This window comes from Nocardia sp. BMG111209, assembly GCF_000381925.1.
Taxonomy (GTDB): domain Bacteria; phylum Actinomycetota; class Actinomycetes; order Mycobacteriales; family Mycobacteriaceae; genus Nocardia.
This window is the reverse complement of the sequence record NZ_KB907309.1, coordinates 974,641-996,463: the sequence shown is the minus strand read 5'-3', so window position 1 is coordinate 996,463 and position 21,823 is coordinate 974,641. Positions and strand designations below refer to the sequence as shown.

Genomic DNA, 21,823 nt, shown 5'->3' with positions numbered 1-21,823 from the left:
TTCCCCCGGATCGGCCGCGGCCTACACCTCGATGGCGGCGATACCTGCGGCGTGTGCGGCGTCCTGAGCCGCGTACTGGACCACCTGCTGCCGCAACATCGCTGCGGCATGGTGCAATTCGAGGATCCCCTGGGCGACCGAGTTGTCGTGGGTGACCGCGGCCTGATTGAAGTGGTCGGCCGCCATCAGCGACACCTCCTCGGCGCCCGAGGGGAGCACATGGGTCACCGGACCGCTGAGGGTCGCGGCACCGGCCAGGCGCTCGGCCAGTAGGTCCAGTTCCGCGGCGGCGGCCAGAATCACTTCGGGTTGCACGAGCACATTGCCAACCATTGCTCGAACTCCTTCTCGAGACGGCGTAATCAGATTAGCCCATCAGCACTGCCGTGGCCGCCCTTCCCCGGCCTGCCGACGACCCGGTGATCCGTACCCGATCGCGCACCGCGGCGGGATCTCATCGAATCCTCATGCGGCACTCGGCAATATCACTCGTGCGGTCCCGCCGGGATCGCGGAAGTCGGCTCGGCCGAAAGGTTTGCGAGATGATGGTCCCCTCCGCATCCCGCCCCCCGCGCACCGGTAGCCGAGGCGCGGCCGCCGCCCTCACGGCGGCCGCGCTGCTCACCGTCGCGGGTACCGCGACCGCCGAGCCGGCCCCGGATCCGGCGGTGCGGCAACTGGTCTGGCAAGACGAGTTCACCGGCGCCGCCGGGGCCCGCCCCGACCCGGCGAACTGGGGTTACGACCTCGGCGGCGAACCGCAGTGGGGCAATCACGAGTGGCAGTACTACACCGATCGCGCGACCAACGTCGCCCTGGACGGCGCCGGACATCTGGTGATCTCCGCGCGCCGTGAGCAAGTGCCCGGGATGACACCGTGTCCCGACGGTCCGTGCGATGTCACCTCCGGCCGGATCACCACACTCGGACGATTCGCCCAGACCTACGGCCGGTTCGAGGCGCGGATGAAAATCCCTGCGGGCAAAGGGTTGTGGCCGGCCTTCTGGCTGATGGGCACGGATATCGATACGAATTCCTGGCCCGGCAACGGCGAGATCGACATCATGGAGACCATCGCCGACGATCCCGGCACCGTCTACGGCTCCGCCCACGGGCCCGGATTCGCGGATCCCGGCTATTCCCAGGGCTTCCGGGCCGCCGGGCAGCGGCTCGCCGACGACTTCCACACCTACGCCGTGCAATGGGGACCGGACCGCATCGAGTGGTTCCTGGACGACGCCCGCTACTACACGCTGTCCCGCGCGGACCTGAAACCCGGGCACACCTGGGTTTTCGATCACCCGTTCTACATACTGCTCAACCTGGCCGTCGGCGGTGAGTGGCCCGGACCGCCGGACAGCGCCACGGTCTTCCCCGCGAATCTGCTCGTCGACCACGTCCGGGTCTACCGGTGACCGCTAGCCCCAGCCCAATTCGTGCAGACGGTCCTCGTCGATGCCGAAATAGTGCGCTATCTCGTGGATCACGGTGACCACGACCTCCTCGACCACGTCCTCCTCGGTGGCGCAGATGTCGAGGATGGCCTCGCGGTAGATGGTGACGGTGTCCGGCAGCGAACCGCCGTACCAGGTATCGCGTTCGGTGAGGGCGATGCCGTGGTAGAGGCCCAGCAGCTGCGGATCCTCCGGATTGCGCGGCTCGATCAGCACGACCACGTTGTCGATCGCGCGGGCCAGTTCCGGCGGGATGAGGTCGAGCGCGTCGGAGACCAGTTCCGCGAAGCGCTGCTCCGGCATGGCGACGGTCATGCCCGGCCCGTCAGCGCGGCGGCGCCGCGCCCGGCAGCGGGGCGGGAGTCGAGCGGCCCGAGGTGGGCGGCGGCACCGGGGCCTGGCCGTCGATCAGGATGTCCGCCTTGGCCGGTCCGGTGATCGTCGAGAAACCGTCCTGGGAACCCTTGCCCACGAAGCAGTTCAGCTTCCGGCTGCCGACCAGCCAGCTGCGGGCGTCGATACTGTCCCAGAAGGCGGTGAGCGTCTTGGCGAGCAGCGCGTCCTGGCCGCCCAGATAGTCGTTGATCACCTTGCCGCACTCGTCCTGCATGAACTTGTCCTGGTCGTCCTTGGCCGGCGGACCACCGGTGAAGCGCGTGCTCAGATCCTCGGCCGACATCACCTCGTAGGCATGTGGTTTCGCGCAGTCGACCGGTTCGTTGGTGGGCAGGCTCTGCGCGATGCCGATGCACTGGCCGACCTCGAAGGTGCGGGACTGATCGCTGTCGCGGACCCGCCCGGTGACCGGCTGGGAGGCGCTGCCGGTGGCGCTGACCACCTGCAGGCCGCAGCGGATGGTGCGGTCGCCGTGCGCCCAGCCGGGCTCGCCCGGATTGATGATGCCGACGACGAAGCGGCCGCGCGGATCGAGTTTGCCGCCCAGATAGGACGCCGCCGCCGGGGCGCAGTGCTCGTCGCGCAGTTCGGAGAAGCGCAGCATGTCCGGGAATCGGCTGCCCGGACCGAACTCCTTGCCCGGATATTTGCTCAGGTCGATCTCGGCGGTCACCTCGAACAGGTGCTTGTCCGCGCAGTTGACCTTGGTGAGGTCCAGCGCCTTCGGCGAAGACCAGGTCAGGCAGTCGCCGGGGCGGGAGGATCCGAAGGCGGAGTGCGCGCGACCGGTCGGTTCCGTGGAACCGGGATCGTGCGCCTCCAGCCCGTGCGAACTGCGGAAACCACTGATCAGCATCGTGACCAGCGCCGCCACCACGGCGCCGACCGCGATGGCGAGCAGCCCCCAGCGGATCCGCTGGGCCGGCAACAGGGGCCGGCGGCCGGGGGCCGGAGCGGCGGAATCGGCCTCGTGCGCGAAGACGGCGGTGGACGCGCCGGTAGCGGGCGAGTCGGGCGGAGCGGTGCGCGGCGGCAGATCGGGTGGCATCGCGCTCCATGATGGCAGCGCAGTCGCGTGGCCGCCACGAGCAGGTTCACCCGCAACGGCCCGACGGTGCCGCGCCGGTCGTACCGACTAGGCTGAGGCCCCATGATCGACCTGCGATTCCTGCGCGACAACCCGGATGTCGTCCGCGCTTCCCAGCGGGCCCGCGGTGAGGACCCGGCCCTGGTGGACGCGCTGCTGGAGGCCGATTCCGCGCGCCGTTCCGCGGTCGCCGCCGCGGATACGTTGCGCGCCGAGCACAAGACACTCGGCAAGAAGGTCGGCAAGGCGAGTCCGGAGGAGCGCACCCGTCTGCTCGAACAGGGTGCGGAACTCTCCCGGCGGGTCAAGGAGGCGGAGGCGGTCGAGCAGACCACCGACGCCGCACTCGACGCCGCGGCCCGCGCCATCTCCAACGTCGTGCAGGAGGGCGCCCCGGCCGGCGGCGAGGACGACTACATCGTGCTCGAAACGGTCGGCGCCACCCGCGAATTCGACTTCGAGCCGAAGGACCACCTGGAACTCGGCGAGGCCCTCGGCATCATCGATATGGAACGCGGCGCCAAGGTCTCCGGCGCGCGGTTCTACTTCCTCACCGGATACGGCGCCCTGCTGCAACTGGGCCTGCTGCAGCTGGCGGCCCGCAAGGCGGTCGCCAACGGCTTCACCATGATGATCCCGCCGGTGCTGGTGCGCCCGGAGATCATGGCGGGCACCGGATTCCTGGGCCAGCACTCCGCCGAGGTCTACCACCTCGAGGAGGACGATCTGTACCTGGTCGGCACCTCGGAGGTGCCGCTGGCGGGCTACCACTCCGGTGAGATCATCGACCTCGGCGGCGGTCCGAAGCGCTACGCGGGCTGGTCCTCCTGTTTCCGCCGCGAGGCGGGCAGCTACGGCAAGGACACGCGCGGCATCATCCGCGTGCACCAATTCGACAAGATCGAGATGTTCGTCTACTGCCGCCCGGAGGAGGCGGACGAGGAGCATCGCCGCCTGCTGGCCTGGGAACGGGAGATGCTGGCCGCCATCGAGGTCCCCTACCGGGTGATCGACGTGGCCGCGGGCGATCTGGGCAGCTCGGCCGTGCGCAAATTCGACTGCGAGGCGTGGGTGCCCAGCCAGGCCGCCTACCGCGAGCTCACCTCCACCTCCAACTGCACCACGTTCCAGGCCCGCCGCCTGTCGGTCCGCTACCGCGACGAGAACAACAAACCGCAGATCGCCGCGACCCTCAACGGCACCCTCGCCACGACCCGCTGGATCGTGGCCCTCCTGGAGAACCACCAGCAAGCGGACGGTTCGGTCCGGGTACCGGCCGAGCTGGTCCCCTTCGTGGGCACGGATTTGCTGAAGCCTCCGAGTCGTTAGCCAGCTGGTTTCCCACACCGTGAACCCGCCGGAGCGAAGCGAAGGCCAATGACACAGCTTTTACTGCGGATGTGGCGACTGCTCCCTACTCGAGTGTTTAGGCTATGTCACGTGCGAGGAATCGGCTCTCGCGGCGATACCCGCACGCGGGTGCGGGCGGCATCGGCGCTGGCTACAGCAATGCTCATGGCGCGTACCACCGGGGCGTTCTACGTCATGGGCGGGGTACTGGGCCTGCTGATCACTGCCGTCGCCCCGGGTACCGAGGGCAACCGGCCGCTGGTGGGTGTTGCTGCCGCGATCGCGTTGTTGCTGGGCATCAGTTTGCTGATCTGGGGCCCGCATTTGCCGCACTGGATCCACCACGGCTACGTCGCGGTGGCGACGATCCTGGTGTCGGTGGCGGTGCACTGGTTCCCGAACATGGTCGGCGGTATCAGTCTCGCCGCGTTCTACGTCTTCGTCGCCTGCGATGCGGCGATCTTCTTCGCCTGGCAGTGGGTCGCCGCGCATGTGCTGCTGGCGGTGCTGCTGTGCCTGTGGGTGGTGCCCTCGCGCGGCCTGCCCTGGTGGGCGGGCATCATCCCGGCCGGGGTCACCGTCGGCGCCGGCATGGTGGTCGGCGTGCTGACTCGGCTGGCCGCCGACGCCGATATCGACACGCTGACCGGACTGCTCAATCGGCGCGGCTTCGATCGCGCGCTGTCCGGCGCCATCGGATACGCCACCCGCACCGGTCAGGGCCTGGCGCTGGTCCTGGTCGACCTGGACCGATTCCAGAAGATCAACGACCACCTCGGCCATCGCGCGGGTGACGCGGTCCTGCAGCGGGTCGGCGACACCTGGTCGAAGCTGCTCGCCCCCGATCAGCGGCTGGCCCGCTACGGCGGCGACGCCTTCGCGCTGTTGCTGCCCAACACCACCGAGCAGGCGGCGATCCTGCTCACCGAACAGCTGCGGGCCGCCGTCACGACCGGCTGTTCCGCCGGTGTCACCTCCTGGCAGCCCGGCGAATCCGGGTCGCTGCTGGTCAGCCGCGCGGACGTCGGTCTCTATCGGGCCAAGCAGGCCGGGCGGAACCGGACCGTGCTGGAATCCTCCCGGCAGCTCCCGCTGGCGGTGGAGTTGCGCGAGGCCATCGATACCGGCGCGCTGGACGTGCACTATCAGCCGATCGTCAGCCTGAGCGAGGACGGCGGTCAGGCGGTGGGCGTGGAGGCGCTGCTGCGCTGGTCGTCGAGCGCTCAGCCGGACGTCACCACCGAGGGCCTGATCCGGGTCGCCGAGGAATACGACCTCATCTCCGATCTGGACGAGCTGGTGCTGCGCCGGGCCTGCGCCGACGCGGCCCGGCTGCAGGAGAGTTTCACCAAGCTCGATCTGACCCTGAACGTCAACGTCAGCGGTCTGGAACTGGCCGAATCCGATTACGCGGACCGGGTTTCGGGCATCCTCGCCGATACCGGCTGGCCGGCCGAACAGCTGGTGCTCGAGGTGACCGAGAGCGAACTGGCCGCGGAATCCCAGACCGCCCTGGGCAATCTGCACAAGCTGCGCGACCGCGGGGTCCGGATCGCCATCGACGATTTCGGCACCGGATACTCGTCGCTGAGCCGCCTGGCCACCATCCCGAGCGACATCCTCAAGGTCGACCAGTCCTTCGTCGCGGCGATCCGCTCCGACTCCCCGGCCCCGCCGCTGCTCGGCGTGATCGCGGCGCTGAGCAAATCGCTGGACCTGCAGGTCATCGCGGAGGGCGTGGAGACCGAATACCAGGCCGCGGTGCTCACCGAACTGGGTTTCGCCCTCGCGCAGGGTTACCACTACAGCGATTCGCATCCGGTGGCCGAGCTGATCAGCGATCTCAACGACCGTCGCGGGCTGGTCGGCGCGGGCATCCCCGAGGGGGACCACACCTCCAACGGCTGGGTCCCGGTCGAGAACGGGTACGGCCTGCCGAACTGATCCGGTGCGGGGCGGCACGCCGCCCCGGCGATCGGTTCAGAGCCGGCGGCTGCGCAGTTCGTGGCCCTTGGAGGTCTTGCAGCGGCCCGATTCCAGATCCCACTGCCAGCCGTGCAGATTGCAGGTCAGCGTGGTGCCCTCGACCACACCGAACTTCGACAGGTCGGCCTTCAGGTGCGGGCAGCGCCGCTGCACCTCCCAGCCGGCCAGCTCGCAGGACGCCGTATCGTCGTGCGATTCGGCGAACCAGCCGTCGGCGTAGGCGATGCGCTCCTCGCTGAGGCATTTGAAGAAGGTGTAGAGGTACTCGTTGTACCCGCCGATCCGCCACGCCTGGAAGCGGGTGGACAGGAAGATGGTGTTCACCCAGTCCGGCTCGTCGTCGCGCAGCACCGTGCGGACCAGCTGCGGGTCGATGCGGAAGCCGTAGCGGTACTTGCCCTCGCCTTCGATCGGGGCGCGCACGGTCCGCTGCGGGAAGTCCAGCACCACGGTCTCGTGGCCGAGCACCAGGCCCACCGGATAGCCGATACCGTCGGAGATCTGCGGGCTCGCCGCCATGATCGGCTCGAACAGCGTCTTCAACTGCGGCAGCAGCGGTTCGTCGCCGATGGCCCAGTTGGCCTTCTCGGCGGCCAGGATCGGCGCCTTCTCCTGTGCCAGCCGCTCGATGTAGGCGGCCTTGTCGCCGTAGATCCGCTCCGGATCGACCGGATGCGCGACCGACAGTTCGGCGCCGTGCACCTCGGCCACCGAGCCCGGGATCATCAGCACGCCGTGGTCGTTGCCGTGCAACCGCAGCTGTTCCAGGAAGGTGACCTGGTCGGGGAAGATGTTGCCGTTCTCGGCGGAGGAGCGGTCCGGGCCGTCGTCGTTGAGGTAGCGCAGCTCCGGATCCAGGAATACCGGCGGTCCCGCCGACGGCACCACCCAGGTCGCGCCGACCTGCTCGACGTAGCTGCGCGCCCGGTCCATGCCGCGCTGCCGCTTCTGCTTGCCGAAGTTGGCCTTGGTGCGGGCCGGGATGTCGTACACCATCGGGTACCAGATGGCCCCGGAGTACTGCAGCAGGTGCACGTCGACGTGGCCGAACCGGTCGTGCAGCACATCCATGTCGACCGGCCGCGCGTCGTTCATGTTGAAGCAGACCGTCTCGCCGTCGGCGACGACCAGGCCCGAGTCGCCGATCGGGCCGTCCGCGGGGGCGCGCAGGGCGATGATCATCACATCCAGATCGCCGCCGGGGCCGCTGACCGTGTGCCGGACCGAATCGCGGGTCTCGAGGAACTTCCGGAAGCCGAGTTTCTCCAGCTCACGTTGCAGATCCGGCACCGGGAAGTCCGGCAGCAGGACGGTGGCGTCCTTGTTGACGTACTCGTCGAGCAGCCGGGCGTCGAAATGGTCACGGTGCAGATGCGAGACGTACAGGAAATCGACGTCGCCCAGCGTCGCCCAGTCCAGCCCCGAATTGTCCGGGAACGGGAACCACGACGCGAAGTACGCCGGGTTGACCCACGGATCACACAGGATCGACCCGGCCGCGGTGCGGATATGGAAGCCGGCGTGGCCGACGCTGGTGATCTGCACGAAACTGGTCCCTCCTGAACCGATTGCCGGTGACCCAGGGTAGCCGCTGAATCGTGACATCGCCGATCCGGCGGCACCGGGCCCGCCGTGTTCGCCGCGGATGTCCGGAATGACGTGATGTGCCGGTGTCCCGGGTCACCGGCGCCGCGACCGACTAGGCTGGCCGAACGTGGAACCCGTCTACCGGACGATCATCGGGCTGGCCCGGACCGTCTTCTTCGCACAGGGCCTGAAATTCGACGTCAGGGGTGCCGAGCGCATCCCCGCTACCGGTGGCGCGGTCATCGCCGTCAACCACACCGGATACCTGGACTTCACCTACGCCGGGCTGCCCGTGCGCACCCCGAAGCGGTACATCCGGTTCATGGCGAAGAAGGAGGTCTTCGATCACGGCGTGTCCGGCCCCATCATGCGGGCGCTGAAGCACATCCCCGTCGATCGCGGGGCCGGCGCCGACTCCTACCAGGCCGCGGTCGGCTATCTGCGCCGCGGCGAACTGGTCGGCGTGTATCCGGAGGCCACCATCAGCCGCAGCTACGAGATCAAGGGTTTCAAGTCCGGCGCGGCCCGGATGGCGATCGAATCCGGCACGCCGATCATCCCCATGGTGATCTGGGGCGCGCAGCGGGTGTGGACCAAGGGCTATCCGAAGCGGCTCGGCCGGACCAACACCCCGATCTCGATCGCGGTCGGCGAGCCGATCCGGCCGCCGGTGGTCGAGGGCGACGATATCGGCGCCGCGGCCGCCGAACTGACCGAGCGACTGCACTCGACCATGCAGGACATGCTGCTCGAGCTGCAGAAGGACTACCAGCACGAGCCCGGCGCGTACTGGGTTCCGGCCCGGCTGGGCGGCAGTGCGCCCACCCTGGAGGAGGCCGACGCGCTCGACGCCGCCGAGGCGCAGGCGCGGGCCGACCGGCGGAAGACGGAATCCGGCTCGCAGTAGGCGCGAATCGGGAGTTAGTGGCGGAGAGTCCGATGGTGATGGGGCAAGAACCGGTCTTCGATGTGCTCACCGGCCTGGTGCGTACGTTCTTCGGGCTGCAGGGCCTGCGGATAGATATCGGCGGCCAGGACAATATTCCGCGCACGGGCGGCGCCGTACTGGCGGTGAACCACACGGCGTATCTGGACTTCATGGAGGTCGGGCTGGTCGGCCGCAGATCCGGCCGCAACGTCCGCTACATGATGAAGGCCGAGTTGGAGCACGGCATCGTCGGCTGGCTGATGAAGCACTGCAAGGCGATCGGCGTCGACCGCAGCGCGGGGGCGCAATCCTATACGCGCGCGGTGGATTCGCTGCGGGACGGCGAGATCGTGGTGGTCTATCCGGAGGCCACGATCAGCCGCAGCTTCGAACTGAAGGAATTCAAGTCCGGCGCGGCCCGGATGGCGATCGAGGCCGGGGTGCCCATCATTCCGATGACCATCTGGGGCGCGCACCGGGTCTGGACCAAGGACCTCCCGAAACAGCTGGGCCGCCACCGCTTCCCGATCAACATCCGGATCGGCACACCCATCCCGCCGGGCGAGTCGGCCGACGACCTGACCGCCGACCTGCGCACGGCCATGACGGAACTGCTGACCCGCGCACAGGAGGGCTACGACATGCCCGCCGGCGCTCCTTGGGTCCCGGCCCGCCTCGGCGGCTCGGCCCCGACCCCGGAACGGGCGCTCGTCCTGGACCAGGAGGAAATGGCCCGCCGCCGCGCCGCCGCCGAGCGCCGCGCCGCGGGCTGAACGCCGAGCCGGAGGTGGCCGGGTCCGCGGTCAGCTCGGATCGGAGCCGCGGATGGCGGGTAGCCACACGGCCACCGCGGCGGCGACGACCGTCGCGCCGCAGTAGGCCCCGACTCCGCCCCCGGCGACGTAGATCCAGAGCAGGCCCGCGAACGGGGCCGCGACGGCGTGCTGCGCGTCGAGCAGCAGGCGGCGTCCCGGCCGGGCGCTGCGGGCGGCCCGAGCCGGACCGTCCGGATCGGCGCGGCCCGGATTGTCGATCAATCGGCCGGCGGGTTCCGAATCACGATGCCGCCCGGCCGGATACACCCGCAGCGTGCCGATTCGCACGGTGCCGCCGATGGATTCGATCGCCGCGGCCGGTACCGTGACCAGGGCGGGATCGAAATATACCGGCAGCCAACGGGTCCGGCCGTCGACCGAATATTCCAGCCAGGAGCGGCTGGTCAGCCGGTGCTGCTGCCGGACCCGTTCACCCGTCGCGGCCGGCGAGCCGAGCAGCCCGGGCGTCGTTGCCGGATGGCGACATTCGGCCGACTCCGTCCGGACGCCACCGCCGGACGTCGCCGGGCGGAACCACCCGAACGCGACGGCAAGCCGGAAACCGGTGTAGCCCAGCACGATCAGCGCCACCGTCACCAGCATGGCCAGCTGTTCCGGATCGGCGAACGGCGTCCAGGCCAGGCAGGCGACCAGGGCGCCGCCCGCCGTCAGCACCGGGTAGGCCAGTGGATGACGGAAGGCGGAACTCACTGCACGAAGCCGATTTTCGTCCAATCCGCGGACGCGAGCCCGAACGCGCCGATATTCGCCAGATTCGACCGGACCGCGTAATTGCCGGAGGCCTGGTTCAGCGGCAGCGAGAAGCCTTCTGCCCAGATCATCTTGTCGCACTGGTTGGCCAGGTCGATCGCCTTGCCCGGATCCAGTTCCGACAAGGTCTGATCGATGAGCGTATTGAGCTCCGTCGACCCGATCCGGCCGTGGTTACCCTGCGGGTTGTCCGGGTAGTACGCGTAGATCTGCTCCAGCGCGCCCAACGGCAGCGCGCTGCCGCTCCAACCGAACTGTGCCAGATCGAAATTGCCCGGGTTGATGACGTTGGTGAACAGACTCTGCCCGGGGTAGGTCTGGATGTCGAGCTTCACGCCGACCTTGGCCAGGTTCTCCTGGATGATCTTCGCGCTGTCGACCCACAGGTCCTGCTGATACATCACATCCCGCAGCACCAGCTTCCGGCCGTCCTTCTCCCGGGTGTCGCCGTTGAGCTTCCAGCCCAGCGAATCCAATTCCGCGGCGGCCTGATTCGGGTCGAAGGCGGTCGGCGCCGAATTGTCCTGGTACCCCTTCTGACCGGCCATGAAAATATGGTTGTTCAGCGTTTTCGGAGTGTCGACCACGCCGTGCTGGCTGGCGTTCACGATGGCCTGCCGGTCGATCGCCTTCGAGATCGCCAGGCGCAATTTGGCATCGGCCAGGATCGAGCCGTTCGCGCCGTTGAAGGTCAGTACGTTGAACGACGGCTCCGCGGCGCGCCGGACGGCGATTCCGGGTGTGGTGCGCGCGGCCGTCACATTCGCCAGCCCCGACATGTAGGCGTAGTCGAGTTCGTTGTTCTGGATGCCGCCCAGGACCGCGGTACTGTCCAGCACACTGAAGGTGACGGTGTCGAGTTTGGGGGTGTCGCCCCACCATTTCGGATTGCGGCTCAGCGTGATCCGATTCTGGGTGCGGTCGATATTGCTGATCACGAACGGGCCGGAACCGACCGTGAGGGTGTTGCGATCCAGGTCGTTGAACGCTTGCGGGTTCGCGGTGACCGCCTTCGGATACAGCGGGCTGAATTGCCCCTGCCATTCGGCGTACGGCTTGCTGAACGTGACGATCGCCTGCCGATCGTCGACCCCCCGCTCCACCTTCGCGACCCGGTCGAAACCGCCCGGGGAGTTGATCTGGAAACCCTTGTCCGCGCCGCCCAGCGCTGCCGCCTCGGACTGCAGGTCCGCCCAGGTGATCGGGCTGCCGTCGGTCCACACCGCCTTCGGGTTGATGGTGTAGGTGACCTGTTGCGGGTTGGTACCCGTCAACGCGACGTCGGTGAAATAGTCGTGATTCACCGAGGGCACAGCCGCGGCGTCGAAATTGAATGCCGACGGCAGCAGCGGGGCGACCACGGCCGAGACGTCGGCGTCCGTATCGACGTGCAGATTGTTGAAGGTCTCCGGGAAGGAGCTGATCGACATCCGCAGATTGCCGCCGTCCTTCAACGCGGCGGGATCCTGTGGATCGATATCGTTGGTCGTCCCGATATCGGCGGTGCCGGACGGGCCGGTGCCGGCGCTACAGCCCGACACCAGCAGTCCGACGGCGACCGCCGGGATCGCCAGTCGGGTCACCAGTGGACGAATCCGCATGGGTCGCTCCTTATCCTCAGTTCACGAAGCCGATGAGGGTGTAGTCGTAGGAGGCCAGGCCGGGTGCGCCGAAGTTGGCGACGTTGTCGCGCACTCCCCAGTTGCCCGGGTCCTGCGTGAGCGGCAGTGAGTGCCCCTCCTCGAACACACTGCGGTCCACCTGATTCGCCAGGTCGATCGCCTTGTCCGGATCGAGTTCGGACTGGGTCCGGTCGATCAGGTCGTTGAGTTCCGGCGAGCCGATCCGGCCGAAATTGCCCTGCTCGTCGTCGGGATGCAGCGCGTAGATCTGCGGCAGACTGCTCAGCGGGAACGGATCGCCCTGATAGGAGAACTGGGCCAGATCGAAATCGCCCGGAATCACCACACCGCTGAAGAAGTTCTGCGCCGGCCGCACGTCGATGGACATCTTCACGCCCACATGGGCCAGATTGTCCTGGATGATCTGGGCTATCTGCACCCAGGCCGGATCGTTGTACATGACGTCGCGGATCTCCAGCCGCCGGCCGTCCTTGACCCGCACGTCGCCCTGCAGGGTCCAGCCGAGCTTGTCCAGTTCGGCGGCGGCCGCCGCGGGATCGAAAACCGTGCTGTTGTCCCGATATCCGGGCTGCCCTTGCAGGAAGATGTGGCTGTTCAACGGAACCGGGGTATCGGTGAGGCCGCGCAGCGCCGCCGCGGCGATCCCCGACCGGTCGATCGCCTTCGAGATCGCCACGCGCAGTTGCCGATCGGCCAGGATCGAACCGGGGGCGCCGTTGAAGGTGAGCTGCCGCCAGCGGTTACCGGGTGCGCGCCGCAGCACCACTCCCGGCGAGGTGCGCACGGCCGCAACGTCGTTGCTGGTGCTCAGCCACGCGGCGTCGAGTTCGTTGTTCTGGAGTGCGCCGGGCCAGGCGGCCCGGTCCAGCACGCTGAAGGTGATGGTGTCCAGCTTCGGCGGCGTACCCCACCATTTCGGGTTGCGGCCCAGCGTGATCCGGCCCTGGGTGCGGTCGATCGACTGCACCGCGAACGGCCCGGCGGTCAGCGTGATCCCGTTGACCAGGCCGTGGTCGAACGCCTCCGGATCGCCGGTCACCGATTTCGGGTACAGCATCGCGTTGCCCGAGAACTGGCCGCGCCATTCGGAATAGTGCTGCTTGAAGGTGATCACGGCCTGCCGGTCGTCGGCGCCGCGCTGGACATCGGACACCCGGTCGAAGCCGTTGTTGATGGCGATCAGGTACTTCTTGTCGGCGCCGCTGAGCGCGTGCGCCTGCGCGGCGATATCGGCCCAGGTGATCGGCGACCCGTCGCTCCACACCGCCTTCGGGTTGATGGTGTAGGTGACCTGCTGCGGATCGGTGCTGGTCAGCTGCACATCGGTGAAGAAGTCGTGGTCGACCTCGAGCCGGCCGCCGGGATCGATCGTGAACGCCTGCGGCAGCATCGGGCGCACGATATCGGCGAAGTCGGCGTCGTTGCCGTCGTTGGAGAGCACATTCCAGTTCTCCGGGACCGACGGCGTCGGCAGCCGCAGATTCCCGCCCTCGCGAACCCCTTCGCGCGGTACGGGATTGATGTCGTTGGTGGTGCCCAGCGCGGTGCGACCGGCCGGCGCCGGCGCACCCCCGGAACAGGCGCCGAGCCCGAGGACCGTCGTCACGGCGACCGTCACCGCCAGCACTGCGCGCGCGGATATCCGCACGATGCCCTCCTATCGTGAGACGACCGGAACCGGTACCGCGTCGATCAGCGCCCGGGTGTACTCGTCCCGCGGATCGGCGAAAATCCGGTCCGCCGGGCCGTATTCGACGATCCGGCCGCGATACATCACCGCGATGTCGTGGGCGAGGTTGCGCACCACCGAAAGGTCGTGGGACACGAACAGATACGACAGGCAGCGCTCGATCTGCAGGTCCCGCAACAGGTTCAGCACCCCCGCCTGGATCGAGACGTCCAGCGACGAGACCGGCTCGTCGAGCACCAGCAGGGCCGGGTCGAGCGCCAGCGCGCGGGCGATGTTGATGCGCTGCTTCTGCCCGCCGGAGAAGTCGGCGGGATAGCGGTCGGCGTGTTCGGGCTCCAATCCGACCTGTCGCAGCAGTTCGGGTACCCGCCGGCGGATCTCGTCGCGGCGGCGGCCGTCGACGCGCAGCGGTTCGGCGAGCGCGTCGAAGATCGGCAGCCGCGGATCCAGCGAGGCCGACGGGTCCTGGAACACGATCTGCATCCGCCGCCGCAGCTCGCGGCGCTGCTCCCGGGTCAGGGTCGCGACGTCGGCGCCGAACACCTCGATCGTGCCGGATTCGGGCCGCACCAGATCCATGATCTGGGTCAGCGTGGTGGACTTGCCCGAACCGGACTCGCCGACCAGGGCCAGCGTGCGACCGGCCCGGATCTCGAAATCGACGCCGTCCACCGCCCGGACCACGCCGGTGCGGCGGCGGAACACCATGCCGGAGGTGAGCGGGAAGGTCTTGGTCAGCTCCGAGACCCGCAGCACCACCGGGGTGTCCGCCTCCTCGTCGCCGCCGGGCTCGGGCGCGACGACCTCGCGGCGGTACGCGGTGAACAGTTCCTCGGTGCCGACCTCGCCGGTGCGCAGGCAGGCGGCCGCGTGGTCGGCGGCCAGGGGCGCCAGCGGCGGTTCGACGGTGCGGCAGGCGTCGATCGCGACCGGGCAGCGCGGCGCGAACGGGCAGCCCGGCGGCAGCGCGTGCATGGCCGGCGGACTGCCGGCGATCGGGATCAGCGGGGAGCGGGCCGGGCCGTCCATCCGCGGGATCGAGCCCAGCAGGCCGACGGTGTACGGCATCCGCGGCGCGTTGAACAGCTCGGATACCGGCGCGGACTCGACGATCCGCCCGGCGTACATCACCGCCACCCGGTCGGCGAGGGTGGCCGCGATACCCATGTCGTGGGTGATCATGACGACGCCCGCGTGGGTGATGTCGCGCGCGGTGCGCAACAGTTCGAGGATCTGCCGCTGCACCGTCACGTCCAGTGCGGTGGTCGGCTCGTCGCAGATGATCAGCTCGGGATTGTTGGCGATCGCCATCGCGATCACCACCCGCTGCCGCATACCGCCGGAGAATTCGTGCGGGAAGGCGCGGGCGCGCTGTTCCGGATCCGGGATGCCGACCAGATCCAGCAGTTCGACCGCCCGCGCGTCGGCCTGCCGCCGGCCCAGATCCTTGTGCGCGGTCAGCGCCTCGGCGATCTGGTCGCCGACCCGGTACACCGGGGTCAGCGCCGACAGCGGGTCCTGGAACACCATGCTGATCCGGCTGCCGCGCAGCGCCGACAGCTGCCGGTCGCCCATGCCGAGCAGTTCCCGGCCGCGCAGCCGGATCGACCCGCGCACCCGGGCCTGGTCGGGCAGCAGTCCCATCACCGCCAGCGAGGACACCGACTTACCGGAGCCGGATTCGCCGACGATGGCCAGCACCTCGCCGTCGGAGACGGTGTAGTTCACCCCGCGGACGGCGTCGATGCGCCCCTCCTCGCCCGGGAACGACACCGCCAGATCGGACACCTCGAGCAGGGATACGTTGGGCTCGGTCATGACGCCTGGACCTTCTCGTCGGCGGACGGCGCCGCATCGGTCGTGGTGCTCTTGCGGCGCCGGGCCCGGGCGCGCCGGGAACCCGGATCGAACGCGTCGCGCAGGCCGTCACCGATCAGGTTCGCGCACAACACGATCGCGATCAGGAAGCCGCCGGGGAACAGGAACATCCACGGGGCGGTCCACTGGTCGGCGCCGCGGCCGATCAGCGATCCCAGCGACACGTCCGGCGGCTGCACGCCGAATCCCAGAAAGCTCAAACCGGTTTCGGACATGATCGCAGAACCCACCGCCAGGGTGGTGTCGATGATCACGATCGAGGCGATGTTCGGCACGATGTGGGTGGTGATCACCGTCCAGGTGTTCGCTCCCATATACCGTGCGGCCCGGACGAATTCGCGATCGCGCAGGCTCAGCGTCATCCCGCGGACCAGGCGCGCGCTGATCATCCAGCCGAACGCGGCGAGCAGCGCGGTCAGCAGCAGGATCGAGCCGCTGCCCTTGGTGCGCGGCGCGAAGATCGCGATGACGATGAAGCTCGGCACCACCAGCAGCAGATCCACCAGCCACATGATGGCCCGGTCGGTCCAGCCGCCGACCAGTCCGGCCACCGACCCGGCGGTGACCGCGATCAGCGAGGTGAGAATCGCCACACAGATACCGATCACCAAGGACTTCTGCAGCCCGTGCAGGGTCTGCGCGAGCATGTCCAGGCCGATGGTGTCGGTACCGAACAAGTGCTTCGGACTCGGCGGCTGCTGCAGCGCGTAACTGTCGCGCTGGGAGTACTTGTAGGGCAGCAGCGGTGGCAGGCCGAACGCGCCGGCCACGATCAGCAGCAGCACGATCGCGGCGGTCACCGCGGACCGGTTGCGCCGGAAGCGGCGCCACACCAGGGTGCGCCGCCCGGCCGCGGTGGCCTCCGGCGTGCCCTGCACGATCATCTCGGCGTCGGTCATGCCGCCTCCCCGGTCGACGTTCCGGCGTGCCCGGCGCTCATCCCACACGCACCCGGGGGTCGAGCAGGGCGTACACGATGTCGGACAGCAGGCCCGACACCAGCACCACCAGGCCGGTGAACGCCGTGACGGTCACCACGATGTACAGGTCGTTGGCGTTGACGCCGTCGATGAACCACTCGCCGACGCCGTGCCAGCCGAAGATCTTCTCGGTGAAGGTGGCGCCGGTGATCAGGCCGCCGAGGCCGTAGGCGAACAGGGTCGCCATCGGGATCAGCGCGGTCCGCAGCCCGTGCTTGTACAGGGCCCGGCCGCGGGTCAGCCCCTTGGCGCGGGCAGTGCGGATGAAATCGCTCTGCAGCACGTCGAGCATGGCGTTGCGCTGATAGCGGCTGTAGCCCGCCATCGAGCCGAGCGCCAGGCCCAGGCTCGGCACCACCAGATGTTGTAATCGGTCGACGAACTGGTTCCACCAGCCGTGCACCGCGGTGGCCGAGGTCTCGCCGGTGTACAGGAAGATCTGCATACCGGTGGCCGAATTGACTTGTAGCGCACCGTATTTCAACAAGGTGGCGAGCAGGAACACCGGCGTGCTGAGCAGCAGCAGCGAGACCACGGTCGTGAAGTAGTCGCTGAACTTGTACTGCCGGATCGCGCCCGCCGCGCCGATCAGCACGCCCAGCACAGTGCCGACGACCGAGCCGATCAGCAACAGCCGCAGGCTCACTCCGATCCGCCGCGGCAGCTCCTTCGAGATCGGCTGTCCGGCCAGGGTTTTGCCGAAGTCGCCGTGCGTCACGCCCTCCGCCCAGGTCAGATAGCGCTGCGGAATCGGCTCGTTCAGGTGCAGTTCCGCGGCCTTCGCGTCGATCACCGACTGCGGCGGCCGCGGATTGCGCTGCTCGAGATTGTTCAACGGGTGGAAGGTCAGCGACGCGAGAGCGAACGTGAGGAACGACGCCAGGATCAGCAGGACGACGTAGTTCAGCGCGCGCCGCAGCAGAAAGCCGGTCATCGGTCCCCTCGGGTCGGTTACTAGCCCCTGATCATAGGGACCGCCGCGGCGGACGGCCCGTCATGCGCGGTCTACGACATGCGGGAATCGTCTCATCCGGGACGGTCGTGTTCATATCGGCGCACCGCGCCCGACCGTTGCATGGCGTATCCTGGCGGACCCGTCCCGGCCGACAAGGAGGCACCGGTGACCATTCCCGACCTGCAGAAACCCAAGATGGTGGCAACCGATGTCGATGGCACGTTGATCGACGAGCGGGAGCAGGTGAGCGTGCGCACCCGGGCCGCGGTCGCCGCGCTGGTGGCCGACGGCGTGCCCTTCGTCCTCGCGACCGGCCGCCCGCCGCGCTGGATCGCCCCGGTGGTGTCGGGCCTGGGCCACGCGCCGCTGTGCGTCTGCGGCAACGGCGCGGTGGTCTACGACAGCGCGACGGACCGGATCCTGGAGGCCCGCACCCTCGAGCCCGCGGACCTGACCTGGATCGCGGAGCTGGCCGAGCGGGTGCTGCCCGGCTGCGGCCTGGCCGCCGAGCGGGTCGGCCGCAGCGCCCACGACGCGGCCACCCCGCAATTCGTGAGTTCACCGGAATACGAGCACGCCTGGCTCAATCCCGATGACACCCGGGTGTCGCGGGCCGAGGTGGTCGCCGCTCCGGCGATCAAGATGCTGATCCGCCTGCGCGGCGCCGAGAGCGCCGACATGGTGGCGGCGCTGGCCCCCGAGCTGGCGGACCGCGCCGATCTCACCTACTCGACCAACAACGGGCTGATCGAGGTCTCCGCACCCGGCGTCACCAAGGCGTCCGGCCTGACCACGGTGGCGGAGCGGCTCGGCGTCGCACACGCCGCGATCATCGCCTTCGGCGATATGCCCAACGACGTGCCCATGCTGCTCATGGCCGGCCACGGGGTCGCCATGGCCAACGCCCACCCGGCCGCGCTGGCCGCGGCCGACGAGGTCACCGAGACCAACGGCGCCGACGGCGTCGCCCGCGTCCTCGAACGCTGGTGGCACTGAGCGGACGCCGGTGGTGCTGAGCGGACGCGGGTGGCGCTGAGCGGACGCGGGTGGCACTGAGTGAGCGGACGCGGGTGGCACTGAGTGAGCGGACGCGGGTGGCACTGAGTGAGCGGACGCGGGTGGCACTGAGTGGATGCCAATGGCACTGAGCTGGGCGGATGCCGGTGGCACTGAGCTGAGTGGATGCCGGTGGCACTGAGCCCGCCGCTGGAACGACGGCGGGCTCAGCTGGTTCCGGAGCGGCTCCGCGCCGGTGGGTTCCAGCGCGGCGGCTCAGTGGTTTTCGGCGCGATGCGTTCAGCGTGTCCCGGAGTGGCGTGCCCAGCGTGTCCCGGAGTCGTGCGTCAGCGGGTTCCGGAGCGGCTGCCGGTCCCCGGTGGCCAGGCCGGGTTCGCGCCCGGCGGCGCCTGCACCGCCGGTGGCACCTGTGGGGCCGCCGGCGCGCCGGGGGCCCGATTCCCCGGTGGCGTGACCGCCGGTCCTGCTGCGCCGGGGGAATCCTGGCCACGGGCCGCACCGGCCTGGTCGCCGCGCTGGCTCACGTCCGCGTAGTAGCTGACCAGCGTGGTCACGATGCCGGTCAGCTGATTGAGGATCAGCGATCCGTACTGGAAGTCCGCCCGCAGCCCGTCCGGCACCGCATAGGCGTTGCGCGTCGGCAGTCCGAGGACGCCGGATTCGGCGCCCAGCTGCAGGAATCGGTCCATCAACCGGCCGACCACCTCGACCACCTGCCCGTCCGGCCGCGCGTACACGTACCCGTTGACGAAGCGCGCGTACTGACCACCGTCGCTGGTGCGGCGCGGTTCCGAGGCCGCCGCGCCGAGCCGACCGTTCGGGCCGCCCTGCCCGGACCAGTACCTGGCGATGATGTTGTCGTTGACCAGGCCGAGCAGCTTGGTGGTCAGGTCCGCCAGCGCCTTCAGATCGATCGGCGGGCCCGGCGGCGGAGCCGGTGCGGCGACCGGTGGCCGGTTCGAGGACACCCCGAGGTTCGCCGGCTCGGTCCCGCCGCTGGGTGCGGCGGCCTCGGCGGCCGCGATATCGCGGATCCGGTCCATCTGCGCGTAGGCGGCGTCGCCGGGACAGCTGGTGTTGCCGACATCGCGGTGCGCGAACACGATCGGCAGCCGCACCGCCTCGCCCTCGTCGTACTTGCTGTAGATGGTGCCCTCCGAATACAGCGTGGTGCTGCCCTTCGGATCCAGGCCCGCCATCCGGGCCCGCCAGCCGATGAACTGCCCGGCCGCCTGCAGCGCGGCCTCGCTGGGCGCCTCGTCCCCGTAGTTGCCCATCAACGCGACGCCGGAGGTGTTCTCGTTGAAGCCGCCGGCGTGCGCACCTTCGACCGCCCGGTCCAGGCCGCCCGCGCGGCCCTCGAAGATCTGCCCGTACTTGTCGACCAGTGCGTTGTAACCGATATCGCACCAGCCCAGCTTGCGCGCGTGATAGGCGTAGATGGCGCGCACGATGCCCGCCGATTCGGCCTTGGTGTACTCGGTGCGACCGGCGGTGTGGTGCACGGTGATCGCGCTGACCCCGTCGTCGTAGGTGGGTTCGGAGCAGCGCAGCGATTCGTCCGCGCCCCACTGGGCCCGGCTGATCACCCGCGGCCCGTTACCCGGCAGCGGCGTGGCGACCGAGGACAGATTCTCGTCGATCAGCCCGCGGCCCGGATCGATCAGCACCGCGGCCAGCGTCCGGGCCGGATCGTCGGCGGTCGCCGGAGTACCCGACAGCGGTTCGGAGGCCGGATCACGTTGGAACTCCGGCAGATTCGGCACGATCGCCGGATCCGAGCCGTCGGGCGCCGCACTGTCGTGCGTGGCGGGCACGGTATCTCCGGGCGCCGCGAGCGGATAATCGCCCGGCGCACTGTGCATCTCCGGCAGGACGACGCCGATGCCGTCCTGCGCGCGGTCCCCGGCCGTCGGCGCCGGGGCTTGTCGGTCGACCGCCGCGAGGCCGGGCTGCCGGGTGACCAGCACCTGCACGGCCTTGGTCGTGCCGACATAGATCGGTTCGGTACCGGTCTTGTCGTCCGCGGACGGGGCGAGGTGATCGCTGCGGCGGGTGTCGACCCGGTCGGTCGCGTACCACGGACCCCAGCTGCCGTCGGCCTGCTTCGCCCGGACCATGGTGGTCGTGCCCCCCAGATCCTGCGCGGTGAACGCGACCATGCTGAACGGGGTGTCGCGGCTCAACTCCTTCACCGTCGCCCCCACCCGATCGGCGAGTTCCGCGGGCACCGCGCCCGGACTCAGCGCCGGGGCACTCGGATCCGCGCCCGCCGGGATCACCGCGTCGGCCGCGCCGGTCCGCGACCGGCCCGCCGGGACCGGATCGGTGGCGGTCGTCGTGGCCGGAGCGAGGCCCGGCGCCGCCGATCCGGAGCCCGGCGCCTTACGCAGCCGCTCACCCGCGATGGCACCGGCCGTCGGCGCCGGCGTGGCCACCGGCAGCGGGACCGCGGGAGCCTGGAGCGCTGGCAGCGGCGGGAATCCGGGCGCGTTCGGAGTGGTGGTCGGCGCGACCGCCTGCGGCCCGCCGGTGGGCGCGAAACCCTGCGGCGAGACCGGAGTGGTAGCGGGTGCGACCGCTTCCGCTGAGACCGGCGCGCCTGCCTCCGGTGAGATCGGCGAGGCGGGTGCGACTGCCTCCGGCGAGACCGGTGAGGTGGGTGCGAAGCCCTGCGGCGAAATCGGCGTGGTGGCGGGTGCGACCGCTTCCGGTGAGACCGGTGAGGTGGGTGCGAAGCCCTGTGGTGAGACCGGCGAGGTGGGCGCGACCGCCTGCGGGGCGATCGGTGCGGTGGTCGGCGCGAAGCCCTGCGGCGAAATCGGCGTGGTGGTCGGCGCGAAACCTTGTGGCGCGATCGGTGTCGTGGTGGGCGCGAAACCTTGGGTCGGTGTCGTGCCGCGGTCGAACTGCGGCAGCGGGATCTCGTTGGGTAGCACCATGCCCGGGACCAGCGATTGCAGTCCGCCCGGCACCGGGATGGCCGTCGGCAGCGGCAGCGCGCGCAGGTCGGACAGGTGCAGATCGGGGAGGTTCAGCCCGGTCAGCTCCCGCAACGGCAAGGTCACGTCGGGCGCCGCGGCGAGCGCGACCTCGGCCATCCGAGCCGGTACGGCGGCGATGCCGTTCTCGTTCGCCGGTCGGTAGCCATCGGGTTGATGCACGGCGTAAGCGGTCGCCAGCGGCGCGGCGACCGCGACGACGGCGACGACCGGGAGAACATAGGGGCGTTTGCGTCTGCGGTACGGCACGATCATCTCCCATTCCAGGTAGAACCCCGTCGATC

17 protein-coding genes are annotated in these 21,823 nt (G+C 69.4%); 6 read left to right on the top strand and 11 right to left on the bottom strand.

Annotated elements, in window-relative coordinates; genetic code table 11:
• Positions 1–21 precede the first annotated feature (21 nt).
• A complete protein-coding gene (locus G361_RS0135680; RefSeq protein WP_019931938.1) occupies positions 22–333 on the bottom strand; it encodes a PE family protein in 312 nt (103 codons plus the stop codon).
• A 209-nt stretch (positions 334–542) separates the two neighbouring features.
• Between G361_RS0135680 and G361_RS0135675 the strand changes: the two genes are divergently transcribed.
• Positions 543–1,415: a family 16 glycosylhydrolase gene (locus G361_RS0135675; protein WP_019931937.1), complete on the top strand. Its 873-nt coding sequence runs from the start codon at positions 543–545 to the stop codon at positions 1,413–1,415.
• Between the two features lie 3 nt (positions 1,416–1,418).
• Here G361_RS0135675 and G361_RS0135670 read toward each other — a convergent pair whose 3' ends face one another.
• Together G361_RS0135670 and G361_RS0135665 are read right to left on the bottom strand one after the other, a co-directional pair.
• On the bottom strand, positions 1,419–1,769 hold the full coding sequence (locus G361_RS0135670) for a metallopeptidase family protein (protein ID WP_019931936.1): 351 nt from the start codon (positions 1,767–1,769) through the stop codon (positions 1,419–1,421).
• Between the two features lie 10 nt (positions 1,770–1,779).
• A complete protein-coding gene (locus G361_RS0135665; RefSeq protein WP_019931935.1) occupies positions 1,780–2,898 on the bottom strand; it encodes a septum formation family protein in 1,119 nt (372 codons plus the stop codon).
• 102 nt (positions 2,899–3,000) lie between these two features.
• On the opposite strand from G361_RS0135665, the gene serS reads away from it, so the two are divergent.
• A complete protein-coding gene (gene serS, locus G361_RS0135660) occupies positions 3,001–4,266 on the top strand; it encodes a serine--tRNA ligase (RefSeq protein WP_019931934.1) in 1,266 nt (421 codons plus the stop codon).
• 186 nt (positions 4,267–4,452) lie between these two features.
• Positions 4,453–6,231, top strand: a complete 1,779-nt coding sequence (locus G361_RS0135655) for a bifunctional diguanylate cyclase/phosphodiesterase (RefSeq protein ID WP_231387195.1) — start codon at positions 4,453–4,455, stop codon at positions 6,229–6,231.
• Between the two features lie 36 nt (positions 6,232–6,267).
• Here G361_RS0135655 and G361_RS0135650 read toward each other — a convergent pair whose 3' ends face one another.
• Positions 6,268–7,818: a Rieske 2Fe-2S domain-containing protein gene (locus G361_RS0135650; RefSeq protein ID WP_019931932.1), complete on the bottom strand. Its 1,551-nt coding sequence runs from the start codon at positions 7,816–7,818 to the stop codon at positions 6,268–6,270.
• Positions 7,819–7,987: 169 nt separating this feature from the next.
• Between G361_RS0135650 and G361_RS0135645 the strand changes: the two genes are divergently transcribed.
• Both G361_RS0135645 and G361_RS0135640 read left to right on the top strand, forming a co-directional pair.
• A complete protein-coding gene (locus G361_RS0135645) occupies positions 7,988–8,767 on the top strand; it encodes a 1-acyl-sn-glycerol-3-phosphate acyltransferase (protein ID WP_019931931.1) in 780 nt (259 codons plus the stop codon).
• 38 nt (positions 8,768–8,805) lie between these two features.
• A complete protein-coding gene (locus G361_RS0135640) occupies positions 8,806–9,561 on the top strand; it encodes a 1-acyl-sn-glycerol-3-phosphate acyltransferase (protein WP_026343908.1) in 756 nt (251 codons plus the stop codon).
• Between the two features lie 30 nt (positions 9,562–9,591).
• Here G361_RS0135640 and G361_RS0135635 read toward each other — a convergent pair whose 3' ends face one another.
• Genes G361_RS0135635 through G361_RS0135610 form a run of 6 tightly spaced genes read right to left on the bottom strand, consistent with a single transcriptional unit; the run spans position 9,592 to position 17,499 of the window.
• A complete protein-coding gene (locus tag G361_RS0135635; protein WP_019931929.1) occupies positions 9,592–10,314 on the bottom strand; it encodes a hypothetical protein in 723 nt (240 codons plus the stop codon).
• Positions 10,311–11,975, bottom strand: coding sequence for an ABC transporter family substrate-binding protein (locus G361_RS0135630; protein ID WP_019931928.1), 1,665 nt, complete (start codon positions 11,973–11,975; stop codon positions 10,311–10,313). The genes G361_RS0135635 and G361_RS0135630 overlap by 4 nt, the downstream gene beginning before the upstream one ends.
• A 16-nt stretch (positions 11,976–11,991) precedes the next feature.
• On the bottom strand, positions 11,992–13,665 hold the full coding sequence (locus G361_RS0135625) for an ABC transporter family substrate-binding protein (protein WP_026343907.1): 1,674 nt from the start codon (positions 13,663–13,665) through the stop codon (positions 11,992–11,994).
• Positions 13,666–13,674: 9 nt separating this feature from the next.
• Positions 13,675–15,525, bottom strand: a complete 1,851-nt coding sequence (locus G361_RS0135620) for an ABC transporter ATP-binding protein (RefSeq protein ID WP_019931926.1) — start codon at positions 15,523–15,525, stop codon at positions 13,675–13,677.
• Positions 15,522–16,484, bottom strand: coding sequence for an ABC transporter permease (locus G361_RS0135615; RefSeq protein ID WP_019931925.1), 963 nt, complete (start codon positions 16,482–16,484; stop codon positions 15,522–15,524). Before G361_RS0135615 ends, G361_RS0135620 begins: the two co-directional genes overlap by 4 nt.
• Before the next feature lie 37 nt (positions 16,485–16,521).
• On the bottom strand, positions 16,522–17,499 hold the full coding sequence (locus G361_RS0135610) for an ABC transporter permease (RefSeq protein ID WP_019931924.1): 978 nt from the start codon (positions 17,497–17,499) through the stop codon (positions 16,522–16,524).
• 216 nt (positions 17,500–17,715) lie between these two features.
• Between G361_RS0135610 and G361_RS0135605 the strand changes: the two genes are divergently transcribed.
• The gene (locus G361_RS0135605) at positions 17,716–18,516 is read left to right on the top strand and encodes an HAD family hydrolase (protein ID WP_036496414.1); all 801 of its coding nucleotides are present in this window, start codon (positions 17,716–17,718) and stop codon (positions 18,514–18,516) included.
• A gap of 347 nt (positions 18,517–18,863) precedes the next feature.
• On the opposite strand, the gene G361_RS45925 is transcribed toward G361_RS0135605, so the two are convergent.
• The gene (locus tag G361_RS45925; RefSeq protein ID WP_369798005.1) at positions 18,864–21,788 is read right to left on the bottom strand and encodes an N-acetylmuramoyl-L-alanine amidase; all 2,925 of its coding nucleotides are present in this window, start codon (positions 21,786–21,788) and stop codon (positions 18,864–18,866) included.
• Positions 21,789–21,823: the final 35 nt, after the last annotated feature.